General features: G+C 66.2%; 16 protein-coding genes and 1 tRNA gene. 13 read left to right on the top strand and 4 right to left on the bottom strand.

Features of this window, described 5'->3' with window-relative positions; translation table 11 throughout:
- Positions 1 to 81 precede the first annotated feature (81 nt).
- Positions 82 to 2,133, top strand: coding sequence for a M13 family metallopeptidase (locus tag ACLB1G_RS25045; protein ID WP_491629979.1), 2,052 nt, complete (start codon positions 82 to 84; stop codon positions 2,131 to 2,133).
- Here ACLB1G_RS25045 and ACLB1G_RS25050 read toward each other — a convergent pair.
- A complete protein-coding gene (locus ACLB1G_RS25050) occupies positions 2,123 to 3,046 on the bottom strand; it encodes a LysR family transcriptional regulator (RefSeq protein ID WP_491629980.1) in 924 nt (307 codons plus the stop codon). The two genes, ACLB1G_RS25045 and ACLB1G_RS25050, sit on opposite strands and share 11 nt — an antisense overlap.
- 86 nt (positions 3,047 to 3,132) lie before the next feature.
- Here ACLB1G_RS25050 and ACLB1G_RS25055 point away from each other — a divergent pair, with 86 nt between their 5' ends.
- Positions 3,133 to 3,924: an NAD(P)H-dependent oxidoreductase gene (locus tag ACLB1G_RS25055; protein ID WP_491629981.1), complete on the top strand. Its 792-nt coding sequence runs from the start codon at positions 3,133 to 3,135 to the stop codon at positions 3,922 to 3,924.
- Between the two features lie 28 nt (positions 3,925 to 3,952).
- Entirely contained in the window at positions 3,953 to 4,510 is a 558-nt protein-coding gene (locus ACLB1G_RS25060; protein ID WP_491629982.1) for a hypothetical protein, read from the top strand.
- A 159-nt stretch (positions 4,511 to 4,669) separates the two neighbouring features.
- Here ACLB1G_RS25060 and ACLB1G_RS25065 read toward each other — a convergent pair whose 3' ends face one another.
- Positions 4,670 to 5,245: a c-type cytochrome gene (locus ACLB1G_RS25065; RefSeq protein WP_491629983.1), complete on the bottom strand. Its 576-nt coding sequence runs from the start codon at positions 5,243 to 5,245 to the stop codon at positions 4,670 to 4,672.
- Between the two features lie 203 nt (positions 5,246 to 5,448).
- Here ACLB1G_RS25065 and ACLB1G_RS25070 point away from each other — a divergent pair.
- The 10 genes from ACLB1G_RS25070 (at position 5,449) to ACLB1G_RS25115 (ending at position 14,632) form a co-directional block, all read left to right on the top strand.
- Positions 5,449 to 5,524, top strand: a tRNA-Arg gene (locus ACLB1G_RS25070).
- 139 nt (positions 5,525 to 5,663) lie between these two features.
- A complete protein-coding gene (locus tag ACLB1G_RS25075) occupies positions 5,664 to 7,013 on the top strand; it encodes a Fic family protein (RefSeq protein WP_491629984.1) in 1,350 nt (449 codons plus the stop codon).
- Positions 7,014 to 7,115: 102 nt separating this feature from the next.
- The gene (locus tag ACLB1G_RS25080; RefSeq protein ID WP_491629985.1) at positions 7,116 to 8,030 is read left to right on the top strand and encodes a zinc metalloprotease; all 915 of its coding nucleotides are present in this window, start codon (positions 7,116 to 7,118) and stop codon (positions 8,028 to 8,030) included.
- The gene (locus tag ACLB1G_RS25085; protein ID WP_491629986.1) at positions 8,027 to 8,341 is read left to right on the top strand and encodes a hypothetical protein; all 315 of its coding nucleotides are present in this window, start codon (positions 8,027 to 8,029) and stop codon (positions 8,339 to 8,341) included. The genes ACLB1G_RS25080 and ACLB1G_RS25085 overlap by 4 nt, the downstream gene beginning before the upstream one ends.
- 246 nt (positions 8,342 to 8,587) lie before the next feature.
- Positions 8,588 to 9,904, top strand: coding sequence for a DUF3472 domain-containing protein (locus ACLB1G_RS25090; RefSeq protein ID WP_491629987.1), 1,317 nt, complete (start codon positions 8,588 to 8,590; stop codon positions 9,902 to 9,904).
- Between the two features lie 93 nt (positions 9,905 to 9,997).
- Positions 9,998 to 10,405 (top strand): hydroxyisourate hydrolase, encoded by a 408-nt coding sequence (uraH, locus tag ACLB1G_RS25095; protein WP_491629988.1) that lies wholly within the window; start codon positions 9,998 to 10,000, stop codon positions 10,403 to 10,405.
- A 112-nt stretch (positions 10,406 to 10,517) separates the two neighbouring features.
- Positions 10,518 to 12,329, top strand: coding sequence for a CIA30 family protein (locus ACLB1G_RS25100; protein WP_491629989.1), 1,812 nt, complete (start codon positions 10,518 to 10,520; stop codon positions 12,327 to 12,329).
- Between the two features lie 14 nt (positions 12,330 to 12,343).
- Positions 12,344 to 13,450: a sensor histidine kinase gene (locus tag ACLB1G_RS25105; RefSeq protein ID WP_491629990.1), complete on the top strand. Its 1,107-nt coding sequence runs from the start codon at positions 12,344 to 12,346 to the stop codon at positions 13,448 to 13,450.
- Positions 13,447 to 14,061, top strand: coding sequence for a response regulator transcription factor (locus ACLB1G_RS25110; RefSeq protein WP_491629991.1), 615 nt, complete (start codon positions 13,447 to 13,449; stop codon positions 14,059 to 14,061). The genes ACLB1G_RS25105 and ACLB1G_RS25110 overlap by 4 nt, the downstream gene beginning before the upstream one ends.
- A 73-nt stretch (positions 14,062 to 14,134) precedes the next feature.
- Positions 14,135 to 14,632, top strand: coding sequence for a MuF-C-terminal domain-containing protein (locus ACLB1G_RS25115; RefSeq protein ID WP_491629992.1), 498 nt, complete (start codon positions 14,135 to 14,137; stop codon positions 14,630 to 14,632).
- 103 nt (positions 14,633 to 14,735) lie between these two features.
- On the opposite strand, the gene ACLB1G_RS25120 is transcribed toward ACLB1G_RS25115, so the two are convergent.
- Both ACLB1G_RS25120 and otsB read right to left on the bottom strand, forming a co-directional pair.
- Positions 14,736 to 16,535, bottom strand: a complete 1,800-nt coding sequence (locus tag ACLB1G_RS25120; protein WP_491629993.1) for a glycoside hydrolase family 15 protein — start codon at positions 16,533 to 16,535, stop codon at positions 14,736 to 14,738.
- Entirely contained in the window at positions 16,532 to 17,320 is a 789-nt protein-coding gene (gene otsB, locus ACLB1G_RS25125; protein WP_491629994.1) for a trehalose-phosphatase, read from the bottom strand. The genes ACLB1G_RS25120 and otsB overlap by 4 nt, the downstream gene beginning before the upstream one ends.
- Between the last annotated feature and the right edge of the window lie 2 nt (positions 17,321 to 17,322).

Genomic DNA, 17,322 nt, shown 5'->3' on the forward strand with positions numbered 1-17,322 from the left:
CCCTGTGGTCGGGCATGTGATACAGTCGCAGACGCCCGTACCCCGGCTGGATTTTTTTCGTTAATCAGTAAGGATATCTTCGTGAAACGTCATCTGTTAAGTGCTATCACCCTGAGCCTGATCGCAGGCTTTGCTGGCGCCGCCGACAACGCCAAAAGCGCTGCGGCTCCCAGCGGCAAACCGACTTCTGGTATTGCGGTGGAATACATCGATCCCGCCGTGCGCGCCCAGGACGATTTCTTCACCCACCTGAACGGCAAATGGCTGGCCACCACCGAGATCCCGGCCGACAAGTCGAGCTGGGGCTCGTTCGCCAAGCTGCGCGACGATATCCAGCCGCAGCTGCGCGCCATCATCGAAGGCGCGGCCAGCAACCCCGGCAAGTCCCCCGACGCCCAGCGTATTGGTGATTTCTACGCCAGCTTCATGAACGAACCCCTGCTGGAGCAGCTGGGCCTGGCTCCGCTGAACAGCGAACTGGCCAAGGTCGCCGCCATCCAGGACAAGAGCGCATTCCCGGCCCTGATCGCCCACTTCAACCGCTCCGGTTTCGGCGCCCCCTACGCCATCGGCATCCACCAGGATAACAAGGACTCCACCAAATACGTGGCCGACCTGTTCCAGGCCGGCCTGGGCCTGCCCGACCGCGACTACTACCTGAAAAAGGACGACGCCAAGATGGCCGACGCCCTGGCCAAGTATGAAGTCCACGTGGCCAACATCCTGAAACTGGCCGGCGACGCCAACGCGGCTGCCAACGCCAAGGCCGTCGTGGCCCTGGAAACCGAGATCGCCAAGCTGCAGTGGACCAAGGTCGAACTGCGCGACCCGATCAAGGCCTACAACAAGGTCGAGATCAACAAGCTGTCCGAAGTGGCGCCCGGCTACGACTGGAACACCTACCTCAAGGACGCCGGCGTGGCCGGCAAGGCCAGCTACCTGATCGTCAGCCAGCCCAGCTACCTGAAAGGCCTGACCGCCCTGATCAACAGCGCCCCGCTGGAGAGCTGGAAAGCCTACTTCCAGTGGCAAGTGCTGCACGCCAGCGCGCCCTACCTGAGCAAGGTCTTTGTGGATGAAAACTTCGCCTTCTACGGCACCGTGCTGTCCGGCGTGACCGAGATGCGTCCGCGCTGGAAGCGTGGCGTCACCGTGACCGAAGGCGCGCTGGGCGAAGCCGTCGGCAAGCTGTACGTGGAAGAGCACTTCCCCGCCGACCGCAAGGCGCGCATGGAAGCGCTGGTGAAAAACCTGCTGGCATCCTACAAGACCAGCATCGACAAGCTGGACTGGATGAGCCCGGCCACCAAGAAGCAGGCCCAGGCCAAGCTGGCCAAGTTCACCACCAAGATCGGCTACCCCAACAAGTGGCGTGACTACTCGGCCCTGCAAGTGTCCAAGGATGACTTGATCGGCAACGTGCTGCGCTCCAACGCCTTCGACTACAACAAGGAAATCAACAAGCTGGGCAAACCCATCGACCGCGACGAGTGGGGCATGACGCCGCAAACCGTGAACGCCTATTACAACCCGGAGATGAACGAGATCGTGTTCCCGGCCGCCATCCTGCAGTCGCCGTTCTTCGACGCCAACGCGGATGACGCGGTCAACTACGGCGCCATCGGCGGTGTGATCGGCCACGAGATCAGCCACGGCTTCGACGACCAGGGCGCCCAGTACGACGGCGACGGCAACCTGCGCGACTGGTGGACCGCTTCGGACCACAAGAACTTCAAGGCCAAGACCCAGATGCTGGTCAACCAGTACAACCAGTTCAGCCCTCTGCCCGGCTACAACGTCAACGGCGAGCTGACCCTGGGCGAGAACATCGCCGACAACTCCGGCGTGGCGATTGCCTACAAGGCCTACAAGCTGTCGTTGAAGGGCAAGAAAGCGCCCGTGATCGACGGCCTGACCGGCGACCAGCGCTTCTTCATGGGCTTTGCCCAAGTGTGGCGCATGAAAATGCGTGAACCGCAGCAGATCGTGCAGATCAAGACCGACCCGCATTCGCCGGGCCAGTTCCGCGCCAACGGCACCATGCGCAACCAGCCGGGCTTCTACGACGCCTTCGGCGTGAAACCGGGCGACAAGATGTACCTGGCGCCCAAGGACCGCGTGATCATCTGGTAAGCTGATCCGCCACGGTGGCTGCGATGGTATCGCGCAGCCACCGGTGTCCGCCATCCCGGTGCAGGCGTTCATGCCACAGCATCGCCATCTCGAAGCCCGGCACTTCCACCGGCGCCTCCACCACCCGCAAGCCCTGACCCGCGCGCACCAGCCGCGACGGCAGCATCGCCACCATGTCGGTGGACGCCAGCACCTCCCTCAGGAACAGAAAATGCGGCACCGACAGCGCCACGCGCCGCTGCATCCCGGCCTGCGCCAGCACCTGGTCCGTCACGCCGCTGAAACCGCCGCCATCGTTGGACACCACCACATGGTCCAGCGCGCAGAACTGCTTGAGGGTAGGGCGGCGCTTTAGGCGCGGATGGCCGTCGCGCCCGGCCAGCACGTAGCGCTCCGTGAACAGGATACGGCTGCGCAGCCCGGCGGGCGCCCCGTCCGTGATGTGGAAGGCCAGGTCCACCTCGCCCTGTTCCGCCATGCGCGCCAGGTGCGCGGGCGCCAGCTGCGTCACCGCCAGCCGGGTGTGCGGCGCCGCGCTGCGCAGCCTCGCCAGGGCCGGCAGCAGGATGGCCGACTCGCCATAATCGGATGCCGCCACCTGCCAGGTCAGCCGGGCGGTGGAAGGATCGAAGGGCGCGGAGGGCGCCACCGCCAGCGACAGGGCTTCCAGCGCTACCCGCAGCGGCTCGCGCAGTTCGTTGGCGCGCGCCGTCGGCTGCATGCCGCGCGGGCCGGGCAGCAGCAGCGGATCGCCGAAGATCTCGCGCAGCCTGGCCAAGTGCACGCTCACCGAGGGCTGGGACAGGGCCAGCTTTTCCGCCGCGCGCGTGACGTTGTGCTCGGACAGCAGCACGTCCAGCGTCAGCAGCAGGTTCAGGTCGAGGCGGCGCAGATCGGTCGTGGAATTACTCATGGCTATACCTGGGATGTGGACAATTCATTTCCAATATACCTGAGCACAACCTAATCTGGGCGCATCCATCCACCGAAAGGAACGCCATGAACATCCTGATCGTCTACGCCCATCCCGAGCCGCAATCGCTGAACGGCTCGCTGAAGAACCACGCCGTGCAGCGGCTGCAGGCGGCCGGCCACACGGTGCAGGTCTCGGACCTGTACGCCATGCAGTGGAAGAGCACGCTGGACGCCGCGGACGGCACCCGCCAGCCGCCCGCACCGCGCTTCGAACCGTCGCGCGATTCCGCCTACGCCTACCAGCACGGCGTGCAAAGCGCCGACATCGCCGCCGAGCAGGACAAGCTGCGCTGGGCCGACGCCGTCATTTTCCAGTTCCCCATGTGGTGGTTCTCCATGCCGGCCATCATGAAAGGCTGGTTCGAGCGCGTGTACGCCTACGGCTTCGCCTATGGCGTGGGCGAGCATTCCGACCAGCGCTGGGGCGAGCGCTATGGCGAGGGCAATCTCGCCGGCAAGCGCGCCATGCTGGTGGTGACCACCGGCGGCTGGGAGCCGCACTACAGCGCGCGCGGCATCAACGGCCCCATCGACGACCTGCTGTTCCCCATCCAGCACGGCATGCTGTACTACCCCGGCTTCGAGGTGCTGCCGCCCTTCGTGGTGTACCGCACCGGCCGCATGGACGAGGCGCGCTACGCCGCCACCGCCGAGGCCCTGGACCAGCGCCTGGACACCTTGTTCAGCACCGCACCGATACCGTTCCGGCGCCAGAACGGCGGCGACTACGTGATTCCCGAGCTGACCCTGAAGGAAGACGTGGCGCCGTCCACCCACGGCTTCGCCGCCCATCTGGACGCGGCTCGGGTAAACTAGCGGGGCTATCCACTCACGAAACGACACCATGCGCCTGCTCCACACCGCGCCGCTGGCCCTGCTGCTCACGCTGGGCGCCTGCGGCGACCAGTACACGCCCGTCAACGTCTACATGGCCACCACGCCGGACTGCAAGACCTGGCAGGAAAGCTCGCGCTTCGCGCTGCCGCGCGGGATCAGCGTCTCGACCACGCCGCCCGTCACCCTGCCGGACGGCGGCGCCGAGTTCACCCTGGTGTATCTGCTGCCGCGCGGCGAGCGGGCGCGCTTCCTGAGCCGCAACTACAACGTCACCCAGCCCAAGGGTCCGGTGCTGGCCACGGCCGAACTGGTGACGCTGTACCAGCGCACCACCAACGCCCCGGCCAACATCGTCGAATCCATTCCGCGCGTGCCCGACATGCTGGTGGCCGGCGCCACCGGCGAGGAAACCATCTGGCGGGTGCGCCTGCGCGTCAAGGACAAGCTGCCCGAGCGCTTCGACCTGGTGCCGCCCGAAGTCGAGATCGCGCTGAAAAAATACCCGGTGCGCACCTTCACCTACCGCTATTTCGCGGACCGCAAGGCCTACGGACTGTGCTCCTGAGGCGGGCGTAAAAAAACCGGCCACGCGGGGCCGGTTGTTTGGTCGCTGCTTGCCGGTCGCGCCAGGGCGTTCGCAGGCGCATGGCAGGGGCGCTGCCGCCGAAGGGCGGCCGCCGGCGTGTTCGCCGGTGTCCGGCGGGCGCGGCAACCCGTGCTTGTTTTACTTGGCCGGCGCTGCGGCAGGTGCTGAGGCGGCGTCGGCGCCAGCGGCGGGAGCGGCTGCCGGAGCCGGGACTTCCGGCTCCTTGAACTTGGCGCCGGCCTTGTTGGCCATGTACACCACCACGCGCGCCACTTCGATATCGTCCAGGTCCGGATTGCCGCCCTTGGCCGGCATGGCGCGTATGCCCTCGATGGCGTGCTTGAGCAGCGTGTCGTAGCCCTGGGCGATGCGGGCCGACCAGGCGGCGGCGTCGCCAAACTTGGGCGCACCGGCCGCGCCGGAACCGTGGCAGGCGGCGCAGGTGGCCGTGTAGACGGCTTCTGCGGTCTGCAGCTGCTTGGGAGCGTTGACGTCCTTGAACGTGAATCCCTCGTCGGCCACGGGGCTGATGCGGGCTGCGACTTCCTCGGCCGACTGGCTGTTGGTGCCGGCCCCGGTCAGCTTCTGGGCGGTGACGTATTGCACCAGCAGTACGATGCCCAGGATGGTGACCGCGAAGAAGCCGACCACGGCGGCTGCCAGTTGCTTGGGGGTGCGGATGAAGGATTGATGTTCTTGATGTGCGTCGCTCATGATGTCCTTAAGTACGAGTCTCGAAAACCGGGTGGCGTTGCAAAACATTACAGCAGGCTGCCGTGTAGAACGCTGGCAATCGGAGGATTATAGGCACAAGAATGCAATCTTGGCACAATGTTGGTGCGTAAAACGACACTTTGCCATGGACGCAAGGCATGAAAACCGGTATGCTTCGTGTCACTTGCAAGTACCCCCCTCACGCGGCTGTAGCTCAGTGGATAGAGTATTGGCCTCCGAAGCCAAGGGTCGCTGGTTCGATCCCAGCCAGCCGCGCCACCCCCTCCTGATTCCGTCCCCAATTTTTTCATATCTTTTGACGTACATCAAAAAGTTCGTGGAAATAGATTTTCGCGCGATCTACTCAGTTATCTTCTCAAAATTGATAAGATAATGAGGAGATTTTGAGAGAGTAGTCATGGCCAAGCATGATCTTCCAATGGAAATTCTGGACTACCTGCGGCGGCAATCGGCTCACGGTGTACAGCGCTCGAGCGCCGAAGACATCACGTTGCATGTCAATGCCAGCCGGGCTACCGTGAACCGCCAGCTGGCCAGGATGACAGCGGCGGGCGAGCTTGGAAAAACAGGGTCCGGACCGGCCACCCGCTATCTCTTGCCTGCGGTACCCGCAATTCAGCCGCAAGCCAAGCTAGTTAGCGGTTTCCTGTTCTCACCCCAAAAGCAGGCCCTCATTGCCGAGTTGCGTGCTCCGATAGGAAGCCGCAAGCCTGTCAGCTATCAGCGGGGTTTCATCGACAGCTATGTGCCCAACCAAACCTCTTTATTGCCGTCAGCTTTGGCCGAGGAACTGTTCGCCCAGGGACGTGCGCGCGGCCAGCAGCCGGCCGGCACTTATGCGCGCAAGGTGCTTGAACAGCTGTTGATAGACCTGTCATGGCACTCGTCCCGCCTGGAAGGCAACAACAAGAGCCTGTTGGATACCCGGGAAATTTTCGCGCGCGGATATGCGGACGAGAATGATATCGATGCGCTGATGCTGCTCAATCACAAAGAAGCAATCGAATTCATGGTGGACGAGGTGCCCGGGTATGGCATGACGGAGACAGTCGTCCGCAATATCCAGGCCATATTGATGCAGGGCCTGGTCATCGGGCCCGGCGCACTGGGGCAAGCCAGGCGTACCGTCGTCACTATTTCGGATTCTGTGTATGTTCCAATGCAAGTGCCCCAGGTTCTGGATGAGATGCTTGCCGTCCTGGTTGACAAGGCCCGCAGTATCAAGAACCCCATCGAGGCCGCTTTCTTCTTCTGGGTGAATATCGCGTACTTGCAGCCGTTCGAAGACGGTAATAAACGCACCAGCCGCCTGTGCGCGAACCTGCCGCTGCTGCTGCAGAACTGCGCGCCTTTATCCTTCCTGGACGTGGAGCAGGCCGATTATGCGCTGGCGGTGCTGGCACTCTACGAGAGGCAGGACGTGTCCCTGGCTGTGGAACTGTTTGAATGGACCTACCGGCGCTCCATCCAAAAATATGGCGTGGTTCTCGACGCGATGGCGGCTCCGGACCTGTTCCGCCAGAGGTACCGGGAGATGCTTGGAGAAGGCGTCAGGCTGGTCGTTGCCGGACGAAAGCCCATGATGGCGGCATTGGAGCAACTGGCGGTGCCGATGGAAGACTTGCCTCCTTTTAGAGATCTCCTGCGGCAGGAACTGGAACACCTGGCATCCTATAACTGCGCCCGCTACCGGCTGGGGATCAGCCTGGCCGATAGCTGGATCAAGGACGGACGGCCAGGGCTGTAATGAGGCCGCTGCAGCGCCATGCAGGGCGCTTGAGCCAGGCGTACCGCGCCGTTCCCCGCCCCGGTGGCATAATGAATTCCCCAACCGGACTGGAGGATCGCGATGAAGGCCAAGCCTGCCTTACCCCGACGCACCTGCGGCACCAGCGAGGCGCATGCGCGCCTGTGCGAGCAGTATCCCGAATTCCGCGTTGCGCGCGGCAAGATCCACGCCGAGACGGCGGTCATGATACGCCGCGGCCTGACGGCCCGCGCCAAGGACGCTGGTCCCCTCACCATCCCGGTGGTGGTGCACGTGGTCTACCGCGACCAGGGGGAAAACATCAGCGACGCCCAGGTCCGGAGCCAGATCGACGCCCTCAACCGCGACTTCAACGCCGAGAACAAGGACAAGGCCAACACGCCCAAGGTGTGGGCTGGGCTGGTGGCCAATGTCGGCCTGCGCTTCGCCCTGGCCGACCAGGACCCCAAGGGCAAGGCCAGCAGCGGCATCGTCCGGGTGGCCACCAGCAGGGAGGAATTTTCCACCAATGACGATGTCAAATACAGCAAGCGTGGCGGCAGCGACGCCTGGCCCACGGCGAAATACCTGAACATCTGGGTCTGCACGCTGGGCGGCGGCCTGCTGGGCTATGCGCAATTCCCCGGCGGCCCGGCCGCCACCGACGGCGTGGTGATACTGAACACGGCCTTCGGCACCAAGGGCACGGCCGCGGCGCCCTTCAACCTGGGCCGCACCACGGTGCACGAGGTGGGCCACTGGCTCAACCTCAACCACATCTGGGGCGACACCAGCGACTGCTCCGGCACCGACCACGTGGAGGATACCCCGAATGCCCAGCTCCCCAACTACAACAAGCCCAGCTTCCCGCACGTCAGCTGCAGCAATGGCCCCAACGGCGACATGTTCATGAACTACATGGACTACGTGGACGACGACACCATGGTCATGTTCACGCCGGGCCAGAAAGAGCGCATGCTGGCCACCCTCAAGGGGCCGCGCAAGAACATCAAATGACGGATCCATCGCAACTGCACGGCCGCTGGCTGCACTCGCACGAGGAAGATACACCCGGCGCTCTGGTGTACCGCCCGGCTAGCTATCCCTTCCCGCGCGCGCGCGGACGCGATGGGCTGGATCTCAGTGCGGGCGGCGCCGCCACCACGCACGCCATCGCGCCCACTGACGGCACCCGCGCGCAGGCTGGCGGCTGGCGCCTGGAACCGGACGGCACGCTGGTGGTGCAGGGCGAAGGCGGCGGCGAGCGCCGCTACCGGGTGCTCTCGGCCGGCGCCGGCAAGCTGGTGCTGGCGCCCCAGGCGCCCTAGGCACCCTGGGCACCCTGCGCGCGGACGGCGCCACCGTCGGCGAAATATCCTTCGATTTCCTCCAGCATGCGGCCACGGTTCCGGGGCGGCAGGAGGGCAGCCGTCAGGAGATGCAGGAGGGGGCCGCCGGCGCCGCTGGGCGTGGCGCAGGTGGGCGCGCTGCCGCGCTAGCCGGACGCCGCCACAGGAACCGCCGGTGCGCGGGGAGGTCGAAGTGCTAGCCCCATGAGGCTAGAGGAGAGCACAATGACCATCAAGTATTTTCCTGTAACGGCGGCTGCGGCAACGCTGGCAGCCTTGACGGCGTGCGGCGGCTCATCGCCGGACGCCCCCACGCAAGCGGCCAGGCTGGCCGCGCAGGCGACGGCTTCCATGCCGTCCATCACGACGGCCGGCAATGTCGAACTGGCCGGCAACGCTTTCATCACCCAGTCGCCGGACGGCGCCAGCATAGGAGGCGGCGGCCTGGTGAACTGGAGCAGCTACGCCACCGTGGCCAGCACCTGGTTCCGCGTCAACGGCGCCGGGCCGGTCACGCTGGCGCTGGATGCCAAACTGGTGGGCGCCGATCCTGCCAGCCTGCTGACGGCCACCGTCAACGGGCAAACCTTCTACGTGCGCCTCGGCGGCAGCGGCACCCGCACCTACACCGTCGGCACGGTGCAGCTGGCGGCGCCGGGCTATGTGCGGGTCGACCTGCGCGGCGTCAGCAAGGGCGGCGCCTATTTCGGCGAAGTGTCGGCGCTGAAGGTGCAGGCCAGCGCCCCGCTGGCCTTTGCCAGCGATACGGCCAACTACTACTGGTCGCGGCGCGGCCCTTCCGTGCACCTGTGGTACGCGGTGCCGGCCAACACCGAGTACTTCTACAACGAGGTGACGGTGCCGGCCGGACAGGACCCGGCCGGTTCCTTCTACATGGCGAACGGCTTCAACGGCGGCTATTTCGGCTTCCAGGTCAAGTCGGCCTCGGAGCGCTGGGTGCTGTTCTCGGTGTGGGATGCGGACAACGGCGGCAAGGCCACGCTGGTGGGCAAGGGGCCGGGCGTGGTGGACAACAGCTTCGGCGGCGAGGGCACGGGCGGCCAGGCCTATTTGTCGTACAACTGGATCAGCGGTCTGACTTACCGTTTTGTCACGCAGGTGCGGCCGGATGGCGCCGGCGGCACGGACTACTCGGCCTGGTTCTACGCGCCGGAGGCGGCTTCCTGGCGCTATATCGCCACCTGGAAGCGTCCCGCCACCACCGCCTATCACACCGGGGTCTATTCCTTCCTGGAGAACTTCATCGACACCAACGGCTACCTGGGCCGCCGCGCCCAGTATGGCAACCAGTGGGCGCGCAGAACGGGCGGCGCGTGGAGCGAGGTGCGCAGCGCCTGGTACACGGGCGACGCCACGGCCAATAACGGACAGCGCCTGGACTATGCGGGCGGCGTCAGCGGCGGCCGCTTCTACCTGCGCAACGGCGGCTTCTTCTCCGACTACGTGCCGCTCAACCAGACCATCACGCGTCCTGCCAGCGGCACGCCGCCGGCGGTGAACGTGGCCGCGCTGCCGCGCTGAGCGCGGCCCGGATGACAGCAATGTCATCCGGCCGTCACGCTGGCGTCAGGTGGCGGACGCTACACTGCGGTTTTTTCCACCAAGGAGAACCCCATGCCGCGTTTCCGCCGCCTGATCCTGTCCCTGCTGCTGGCCTGCGCTTGCGCCGCCGCGGCGGCGGCCAATCCGATCAGCGTCCACATCCTCGACCTGCAGACCGGCAAGCCGACTGCCGGCGTCACCGTGACACTGGAACAACAGCAGGGCGACAGCTGGCGCATGCTGGCCAGCGCCGTCACCAATGCCGACGGCCGCATACCGGAGCTGTACCCGGCCGGCCAGGCCCTGGCCCAGGGCGACTACCGCATCGTGTTCCAGACCGGCGCCCACTACGCGCGCCTGAAGCAGGATACTTTCTTCCCCGAGATCCCGGTCCAGTTCCACGTCGAACGCACCGACCAGCATTACCACATTCCGCTGCTGCTCAGCCCTTACGGCTTTTCCACCTATCGCGGCAGTTGAACCTGCGGCTGCGGGACACCTGACAATTGTCATATCAAAGTGATGGCAATTGCTTCTGGCTGAGTCTCCCCCGGGGCGGCACACTGGCGCCATACCAACTCGGGGGAAAACCATGAAACCTTTGCTGTCCACTGTACTCTTGTCCTGCGGCCTGGGCCTGGCCCTGCCGGCCCTGGCCGACACTGTGCTGATACGCGACGCCCGTGTCTTCGATGGCGAGCAGCTGCACGCCAAACGCTCGGTGCTGGTCAAGGATGGCAAGATCGCCGATGCCGACTTTCGCGGCGCCGCCCCGGCCGGCGCCCGCATCGTGGATGGCGCCGGCCGCACCCTGCTGCCCGGCCTGATCGATGCACACGTCCACGCCTACCGCTACCTGGAACTGCCGCTGCTGTTCGGCGTTACCACCGAGATCGACATGTTCACCAGCGTGGAAGTGATGCAGGACATCAGCGGCAAGATGCGCCGCGGCGAGAACCACCACCAGGCCGACGTGTATTCCGCCGGCACCCTGGCCACCGTGCCGGGCGGCCACGGCACCGAATACGGCATCCCGATTCCCACCCTGACCCGTCCAGAGGAAGCCCAGGCCTGGGTGGACGCCCGCATTGCCGAAGGCTCCTACTTCATCAAGATCGTCATGGAGCCGGGCTACCCCGGCCATCCCATGAAGTCGCTGGATCTGCCCACCGTGCGCGCCCTGGTCGCCGCCGCCCATGCGCGCGGCAAGCTGGCCGTGGTCCACATCGGCAACCTGGCCGACGCCCGCGCCGCGCTGGAAGCCGGCGCCGACGGCCTGGCCCATTTGTTCCCTGGCGCGGCCCTGGGGCCAGCCGAGCTGGCTGCCTTCGTCAAGCTGGCGCAGGACAAGCGCGCCTTCATCGTGCCCACCATGAGCGTCCTGGAGAGCATGGCCGGCCTGCGCGAGGAGGATGTGCTGGGCGATCCGGCCCTGACCGCGCTGCTGACCAGGGAGCAGCTCACGGCACTCAAGGTGACCTACGGCCAGCAGCCCAAGGCCGCCATCCTGGCGGCGCCGCGCCAGCTGGTGGCGGCGCTCAGCCAGGCCCGCGTGCCGCTGCTGGCCGGCACCGACGCCGGCAACAACGGCACCCAGTACGGCGTCAGCATGCTGCACGAGGTGGCTGCCCTGGTGCAGGCCGGGATGACCCCGGTCCAGGCCATGGCGGCCGCCACCTCGGTGCCGGCCCGTATCTTCAAGCTGGCCGACCGTGGCCGCATCGCGCAGGGCTACAAGGCCGACCTGCTGCTGGTGCAGGGCGATGCCGGCACCGACATCGCGGCCCTGCGCAGCATCGTCGAGGTGTGGAAGGATGGCGAACCGGCCGGCGCGCTGCGCCAGGCCCAGCGCGACAAGGTGGCGGCCGAGCTGGCGCCGCGCGCCCGCACCCCGCTGGCGCTGCCCGATGGCGGCCGCATCAGCCAGTTCTCGGAGGCCAAGCTGGCCAGCCCGTTCGGCTTGGGCTGGGGGCCGTCCACCGACCAGGTCATCGGCGGCAAGTCCAGCGTCGCGTTCCAGGTGCTGGAGGCCGGGCCGGACGGCCAGCGCCCGGTGCTGGTGAAGGCGACCGTGGCGGCCGGCTTTGTCTATCCGTGGGCCGGGCTGTCCTTCCTGCCGGGCGCGCAGATGATGCAGCCGGCCGACCTGGGCGGCGCCAAGGTGCTGCGCTTCCGCGTCAAGGGCGACGGCCAGCGCTACAGCGTGGGCATCCTGTCCAGCGGCGTGACGATACCGGTCAACGTGCCGTTCGAGGCCACGGCCGAGTGGCGCGAGGTGGCGCTGCCTTTTGAGCGCTTCAAGGGGATAGACTTCAGCGCCGTGACCATGATAGCGTTCAATGCCGGGCCCGCACTGGGCGGCTACCAGTTCCAGATCGCCGATGTGCGGCTGGCGAGCGAATAAAGGGAAGGTCGACGATGAACAGGATAGGGAGCGCGCTGCGCGGGCCTTGGGTGCCGCCGTCCATGGGCAGGGCTCCGTATGTGTGGGTGCTGGCGCTGCTGTTCATGGGCTGGAAGTATTTCTACGCCGCCCCCGGCGCGCTGGAACTGGCCTTGCTGGCGCTGACGGTGCTGGTGTTCCTGCCGGTGTACTTCGTCAGCATGTGGCGCAACAACGGCGCGGTGCTGCCCTACGTGCTGTTCATGCTGGCGCTGGGCATGGCCTGGGCGCCCTGGAACGCCGGCGCCAGCAATTTCTTCATCTTCGCCGCCTCGCGCTGCGCCGGCTTCGAACGGCGCCTGTTTGCTTACCTGGGCCTGCTGCTGATCCTGCTGTGCGCCTGCCTGATCGCGCCCTTCGTTCTGCAAACCCTGAGCTTCCTGTTGCCGGTGCTGATCTTCGGCGGGCCGGTCGGTGTGGCCACCATCCTGGAAGACAGCCTGCGCCGCTCGCGCGAGGATCTGCTGCGCAAGCAGGAGGAGGTGGTGCACATGTCGCGCATCGCCGAGCGTGAACGCATCTCGCGCGACCTGCACGACTTGCTGGGCCATACCCTGTCCATGATCACGCTCAAGGCCGAGCTGGCGGGCAAGCTGCTGGAGCGCGATCCGGCGGCCTGCCGCAGCGAAATCGCCGACATCGAGCGCACGGCGCGCCAGGCCCTGGGTGAAGTGCGCTCGGCGGTGAGCGGCATGCGCCAGACCGGCTTCGCGCACGAACTGGCCACGGCGCGCGCCAGCCTGGCCGCCGCCGGGGTGGTCCTCAGCGAGCAGGTGCAGCCCTGCGCCTTGCCGCCGGCGCTGGAAAACGTGCTGTCGCTGGCGCTGCGCGAGGCCGTCACCAACATCCTGCGCCATGCCGGCGCCACCGAGTGCCGGGTGGCCATGGCGCTGGAAGCAGGCATGGTGGTGCTGCGCGTGAGCGACAATGGCAGCGCCCGCGCCGGCGCCGCCGCCCTGGCCAGCGGCAACGGCCTGACTGGCATGAAGGAACGCGCACTGGCGCTGGGCGGCCGGCTGGCCCTGCGCGCCGAGCGCGGACTGGCGCTGGAATTGAGCCTGCCCATGGGAGCACACGCATGACGACGATGATACGGGTGGTGATCGCCGAGGACCAGGCGCTGTTGCTGGGCGCCCTGGCCGCGCTGCTGAAACTGGAGGGCGACCTGGACGTGGTGGGGCGCGCCGCCAACGGCCAGGAGGCGCTGGCGCTGTGCCAGTCGCTGCGTCCCGACATCCTGCTGACCGATATCGAAATGCCGCTGATGACGGGGCTGGAGCTGGCCGCCGCGCTGTCCGGCAGCGCTCTGCCGACCCGGGTCATGATCGTCACCACCTTTGCCCGCAGCGGCTACCTGCGGCGCGCGCTGGCGGCCGGCGTGTGCGGCTATTTGCTCAAGGACGCCCCGGCCGAGACCCTGGCGGCGGCGATACGCACCGTGCACGCGGGCGGGCGCGCCATCGCGCCCGAGCTGGCGCTGGAAAGCTGGAGCGGGCGCCAGGACCCGCTCAACGAGCGCGAACGGCAAGTGCTGCGCCTGGCCGGCGAAGGCAAGAGCAGCGCCGACATCGCGCGCCAGATCAACCTGTCCGAAGGCACGGTGCGCAACTACCTGTCCGAAGCCATCAGCAAGCTCGATGCCGGCAACCGGGTCGAAGCCTTCCGCCTGGCGCGCGACGCCGGCTGGCTGTGACGGTACAAGCCGAAAGCTTTTCGCACCAGACCTTGTGATCGCTCATCAGCGCTGCGGGATGGAGCCGGGATACTTGTTTATCTTCCTGCTCCTTCCCGCAGCCATGGAACACAGCAACTACAGGATCGCTTTAAGCGCATTTATCCAGTCGATCAAGGCTGGAAAGACATGCCATGAGTATGCGTTGGAGGTCGGACCGACACCGCCCGTGCTGCAGCGCGTGGGCGTACCTGCACTGCCGATGTTTATCAGCGTGAAAGCAGTCGACAAATGCTACTTCGATCACGGTATTGGCGAAGCAACTCTTGCGCGCCTGTACGACCTGGTCTCCGCTCCAGCGGCGGTGTATAAGTCGGACTCTCCCCATCTCGACCATGCCCGGCTGCAGGCGATAGTCGTGGTGACAATCGAGATGAGGAATGGCGACCCGCTACTGGTCGCCATTCATGCAAACAGCATGCTGGGACGTCAACGGGTCAACCAGATCAAAAGCATCTATACCAAAAAAAGCGAGGTGGTGCGGAAGTGGCGCACCAAGGGGCTGATGCTGTGGCCGTCGGGAAAAAACTAAGCCCCCGCACTTCCACGACATTTTGGCTCCAATTGCCTGGTGTGGTACGAAAGTACGGGGGCGAGAACCACAATACCCTCAATCCGAAACAGCGTCAAGCGGGCTAAACAACGCTGTCCCACGGCGCCGACAGCCGCATAGCGCAGTTGATCAGGCCCACCATGGAATAGGTCTGCGGGAAATTGCCCCACATTTCCCCCGTGACCGGATGGGTGTCCTCGGACAGCAGGCCCAGGTGGTTGCGGGCCTGCAGCATGGTCTCGAAGATGGCGCGCGCCTCATCCTTGCGGCCTATGCGCGCCAGCGCGTCGATGCGCCAGAAGGTGCAGATGTTGAAGGCCGTTTCCGGCTTGCCGAAATCGTCAGGCGCCTCGTAGCGCCGCATGTAGGGGCCGTCGCACAGCGATTTTTCCAGCGCCTCCACCGTGGCCACGAAACGCGGATCTTTCGGATCGATGAAGTTCACTTCCGCCATCAGCAGCACGCTGGCGTCCAGGTCCTGGCCGCCCAGGCTTTCGACAAAGGCCTGGCGCTTTTCGCTCCAGCTGTCGCGCAGCAGCGGCTCGCGGATCTGGTCGGCGCGCTGCTGCCAGTGGGCGGCGCGGTCCGGCAATCCCAGCGCGTGGGCGATCTTGGCCAGGCGGTCGCAGGCGGCCCAGCTCATCAGCATGGACGAGGTGTGCACGCGGGCCCGGGTGCGCAGCTCCCACATGCCGGCGTCGGGCTGGTCGTGCACCCGGAAGGCTTGCTCGCCCACTGCCTCCAGGTGGTGGAACTCGGCGATGCCGGCCCGGTTGAACAGGCGCTGGTCGAGGAAGGCCTGGGCCGCGCCCAGCACCACGTTGCCGTACACATCGTGCTGGAAGTGCTCCTGCGCCTGGTTGCCCACCCGTACCGGGCGGTGGCCGCGATAGCCGGGCAGGTGCTCAAGGATGGATTCCGGCAGCTGCTCCTCCATGCCGATGCCGTACAGCGGCTGGATATGGCCGCCCTTGGAGCGCGCCACGATGTTGCTCAGCCAGCGCAGGTAGTCCTCCATGGTGCCGACCTCGGAGATGCTGTTGAGCGCCCGCACCACGAAGAAGGCGTCGCGCAGCCAGCAGAACCGGTAGTCCCAGTTGCGCTGGCTGCCGGGCGCTTCCGGCACGCTGGTGGTCATGGCGGCGATGATGGCGCCGGTGTCCTCGTACAACGACATCTTGAGCGTGATGGCGGCCCGTATCACCACGTCCTGCCATTCGTAGGGCAGGGCCAGGCGCCGGCTCCAGGTACGCCAGTAGCTGATGGTTTCCTTCTCGAAGCGGCTGCAGATGTCGGCGATGCCGTCGTTCAGGGTTTCGTCGGGACCCAGCGTGAAATTGAGTGCGCTGTTGACCAGGAACCAGTTCTCGGCCAGCACGTAGCTGAGCGAGGCGTCGGTGTTCAGTCGCAGGGTCTGGCTGGCGCCCACGTAGCGGATGTGGTGGCTGCCGCGCGTGATGGACGGCGCCTCGCGGCCCCAGTCGAAGCGCGGCCGCAGCCGCATGCGGATGCGCACCGCGCTGTTGAGGATGCGGATGCGGCGTATCAGCATCAGCGGCCGGAACATGCGGTCACGGCTCATGAAGCGCGGTGCGAAGTCGGTGATCTCGATGCCGTGGTTGTCGGCGTCCGTCAAGCGGGTGCGCAGCACGGCCGTGTTGGGATCGTAGAACTGCTCGGTCTTGACGCAGTTTTCCAGTTCTATGCTCCACAGGCTGCCGTTGTCGCTGTTGTCCAGCAGGGCGTTGAATACCGGGTCGCCGTCGAAGCGCGGCAAACAGCACCAGACGATGTTGCCGGCGCGGTCCACCAGGGCGCTGTAGGAACAATTGCCGATCACCCCGCAATCGAGCGAGGCCGGGGGCGTAACGGGTGCGTTCATATCGTGTCTCCTTGCGACATGGCGATGGCCGCTTGCGCCAGCTGGGCGCGCAGCGCCTGGGGGCTGTCCAGGCGCCGCAGCGCGATGCTGGGGCCGGGACCGATCTTGACGCCCACGCCGCCCGCCTGCTGGGCGTAGGCAAAGCCCGCTTCGTCGGTGGTGTCGTCGCCGGCGAACAGCGGACGGTGGCCGAGGAATGGCGCTTCCTGTAAAAAGTCGGCCAGGGCGCTGCCCTTGGTGCTGGCGGCCGGTTTCAGTTCCAGCACCATTTTCCCATGCAGCAGCACCATGCCGGGACTATCGGCCTGGGCCGCCAGCATGGCGTCCTCGCACACGGCGCGCAGCTCGGGCGCCTGGCGGTAGTGCAGGGCCAGGGCGCCGCGCTTTTCCTCCAGCAGCAGGGCCGGGTGGGCGTCCACCACGCGTTGCAGCAGGACGCGGGCGGCGGCCAGCGGCAGCGCCTCGGCGTAATGCAAATGGCCCTGGGCGTCGCGCCGCTCGGCGCCGTGCACGCCGGCCACGGCCAGCTTGAGCGGCGACAGCATGGCGTCGATCTGGGCGATGGGGCGGCCGCTGACGATGGCCAGGCGGCCCTCCAGCTTGTCGTGCAGCTGGCGCAGCACCTGCACCAGGCCGGGCGCAACCCGCACCGCATCCGGCGTGTCGGCCAGGTCGACCAGGGTGCCGTCGAAGTCCAGGAACAGGCTGCAGTTCATCCAGTCCGACAGCAGGAAGGCGGAAGCGGCCGCCGCGCCGGCCGGGGGCGATATGGCGTGGTTCATCATCG

The organism is Duganella kummerowiae (assembly GCF_053572355.1).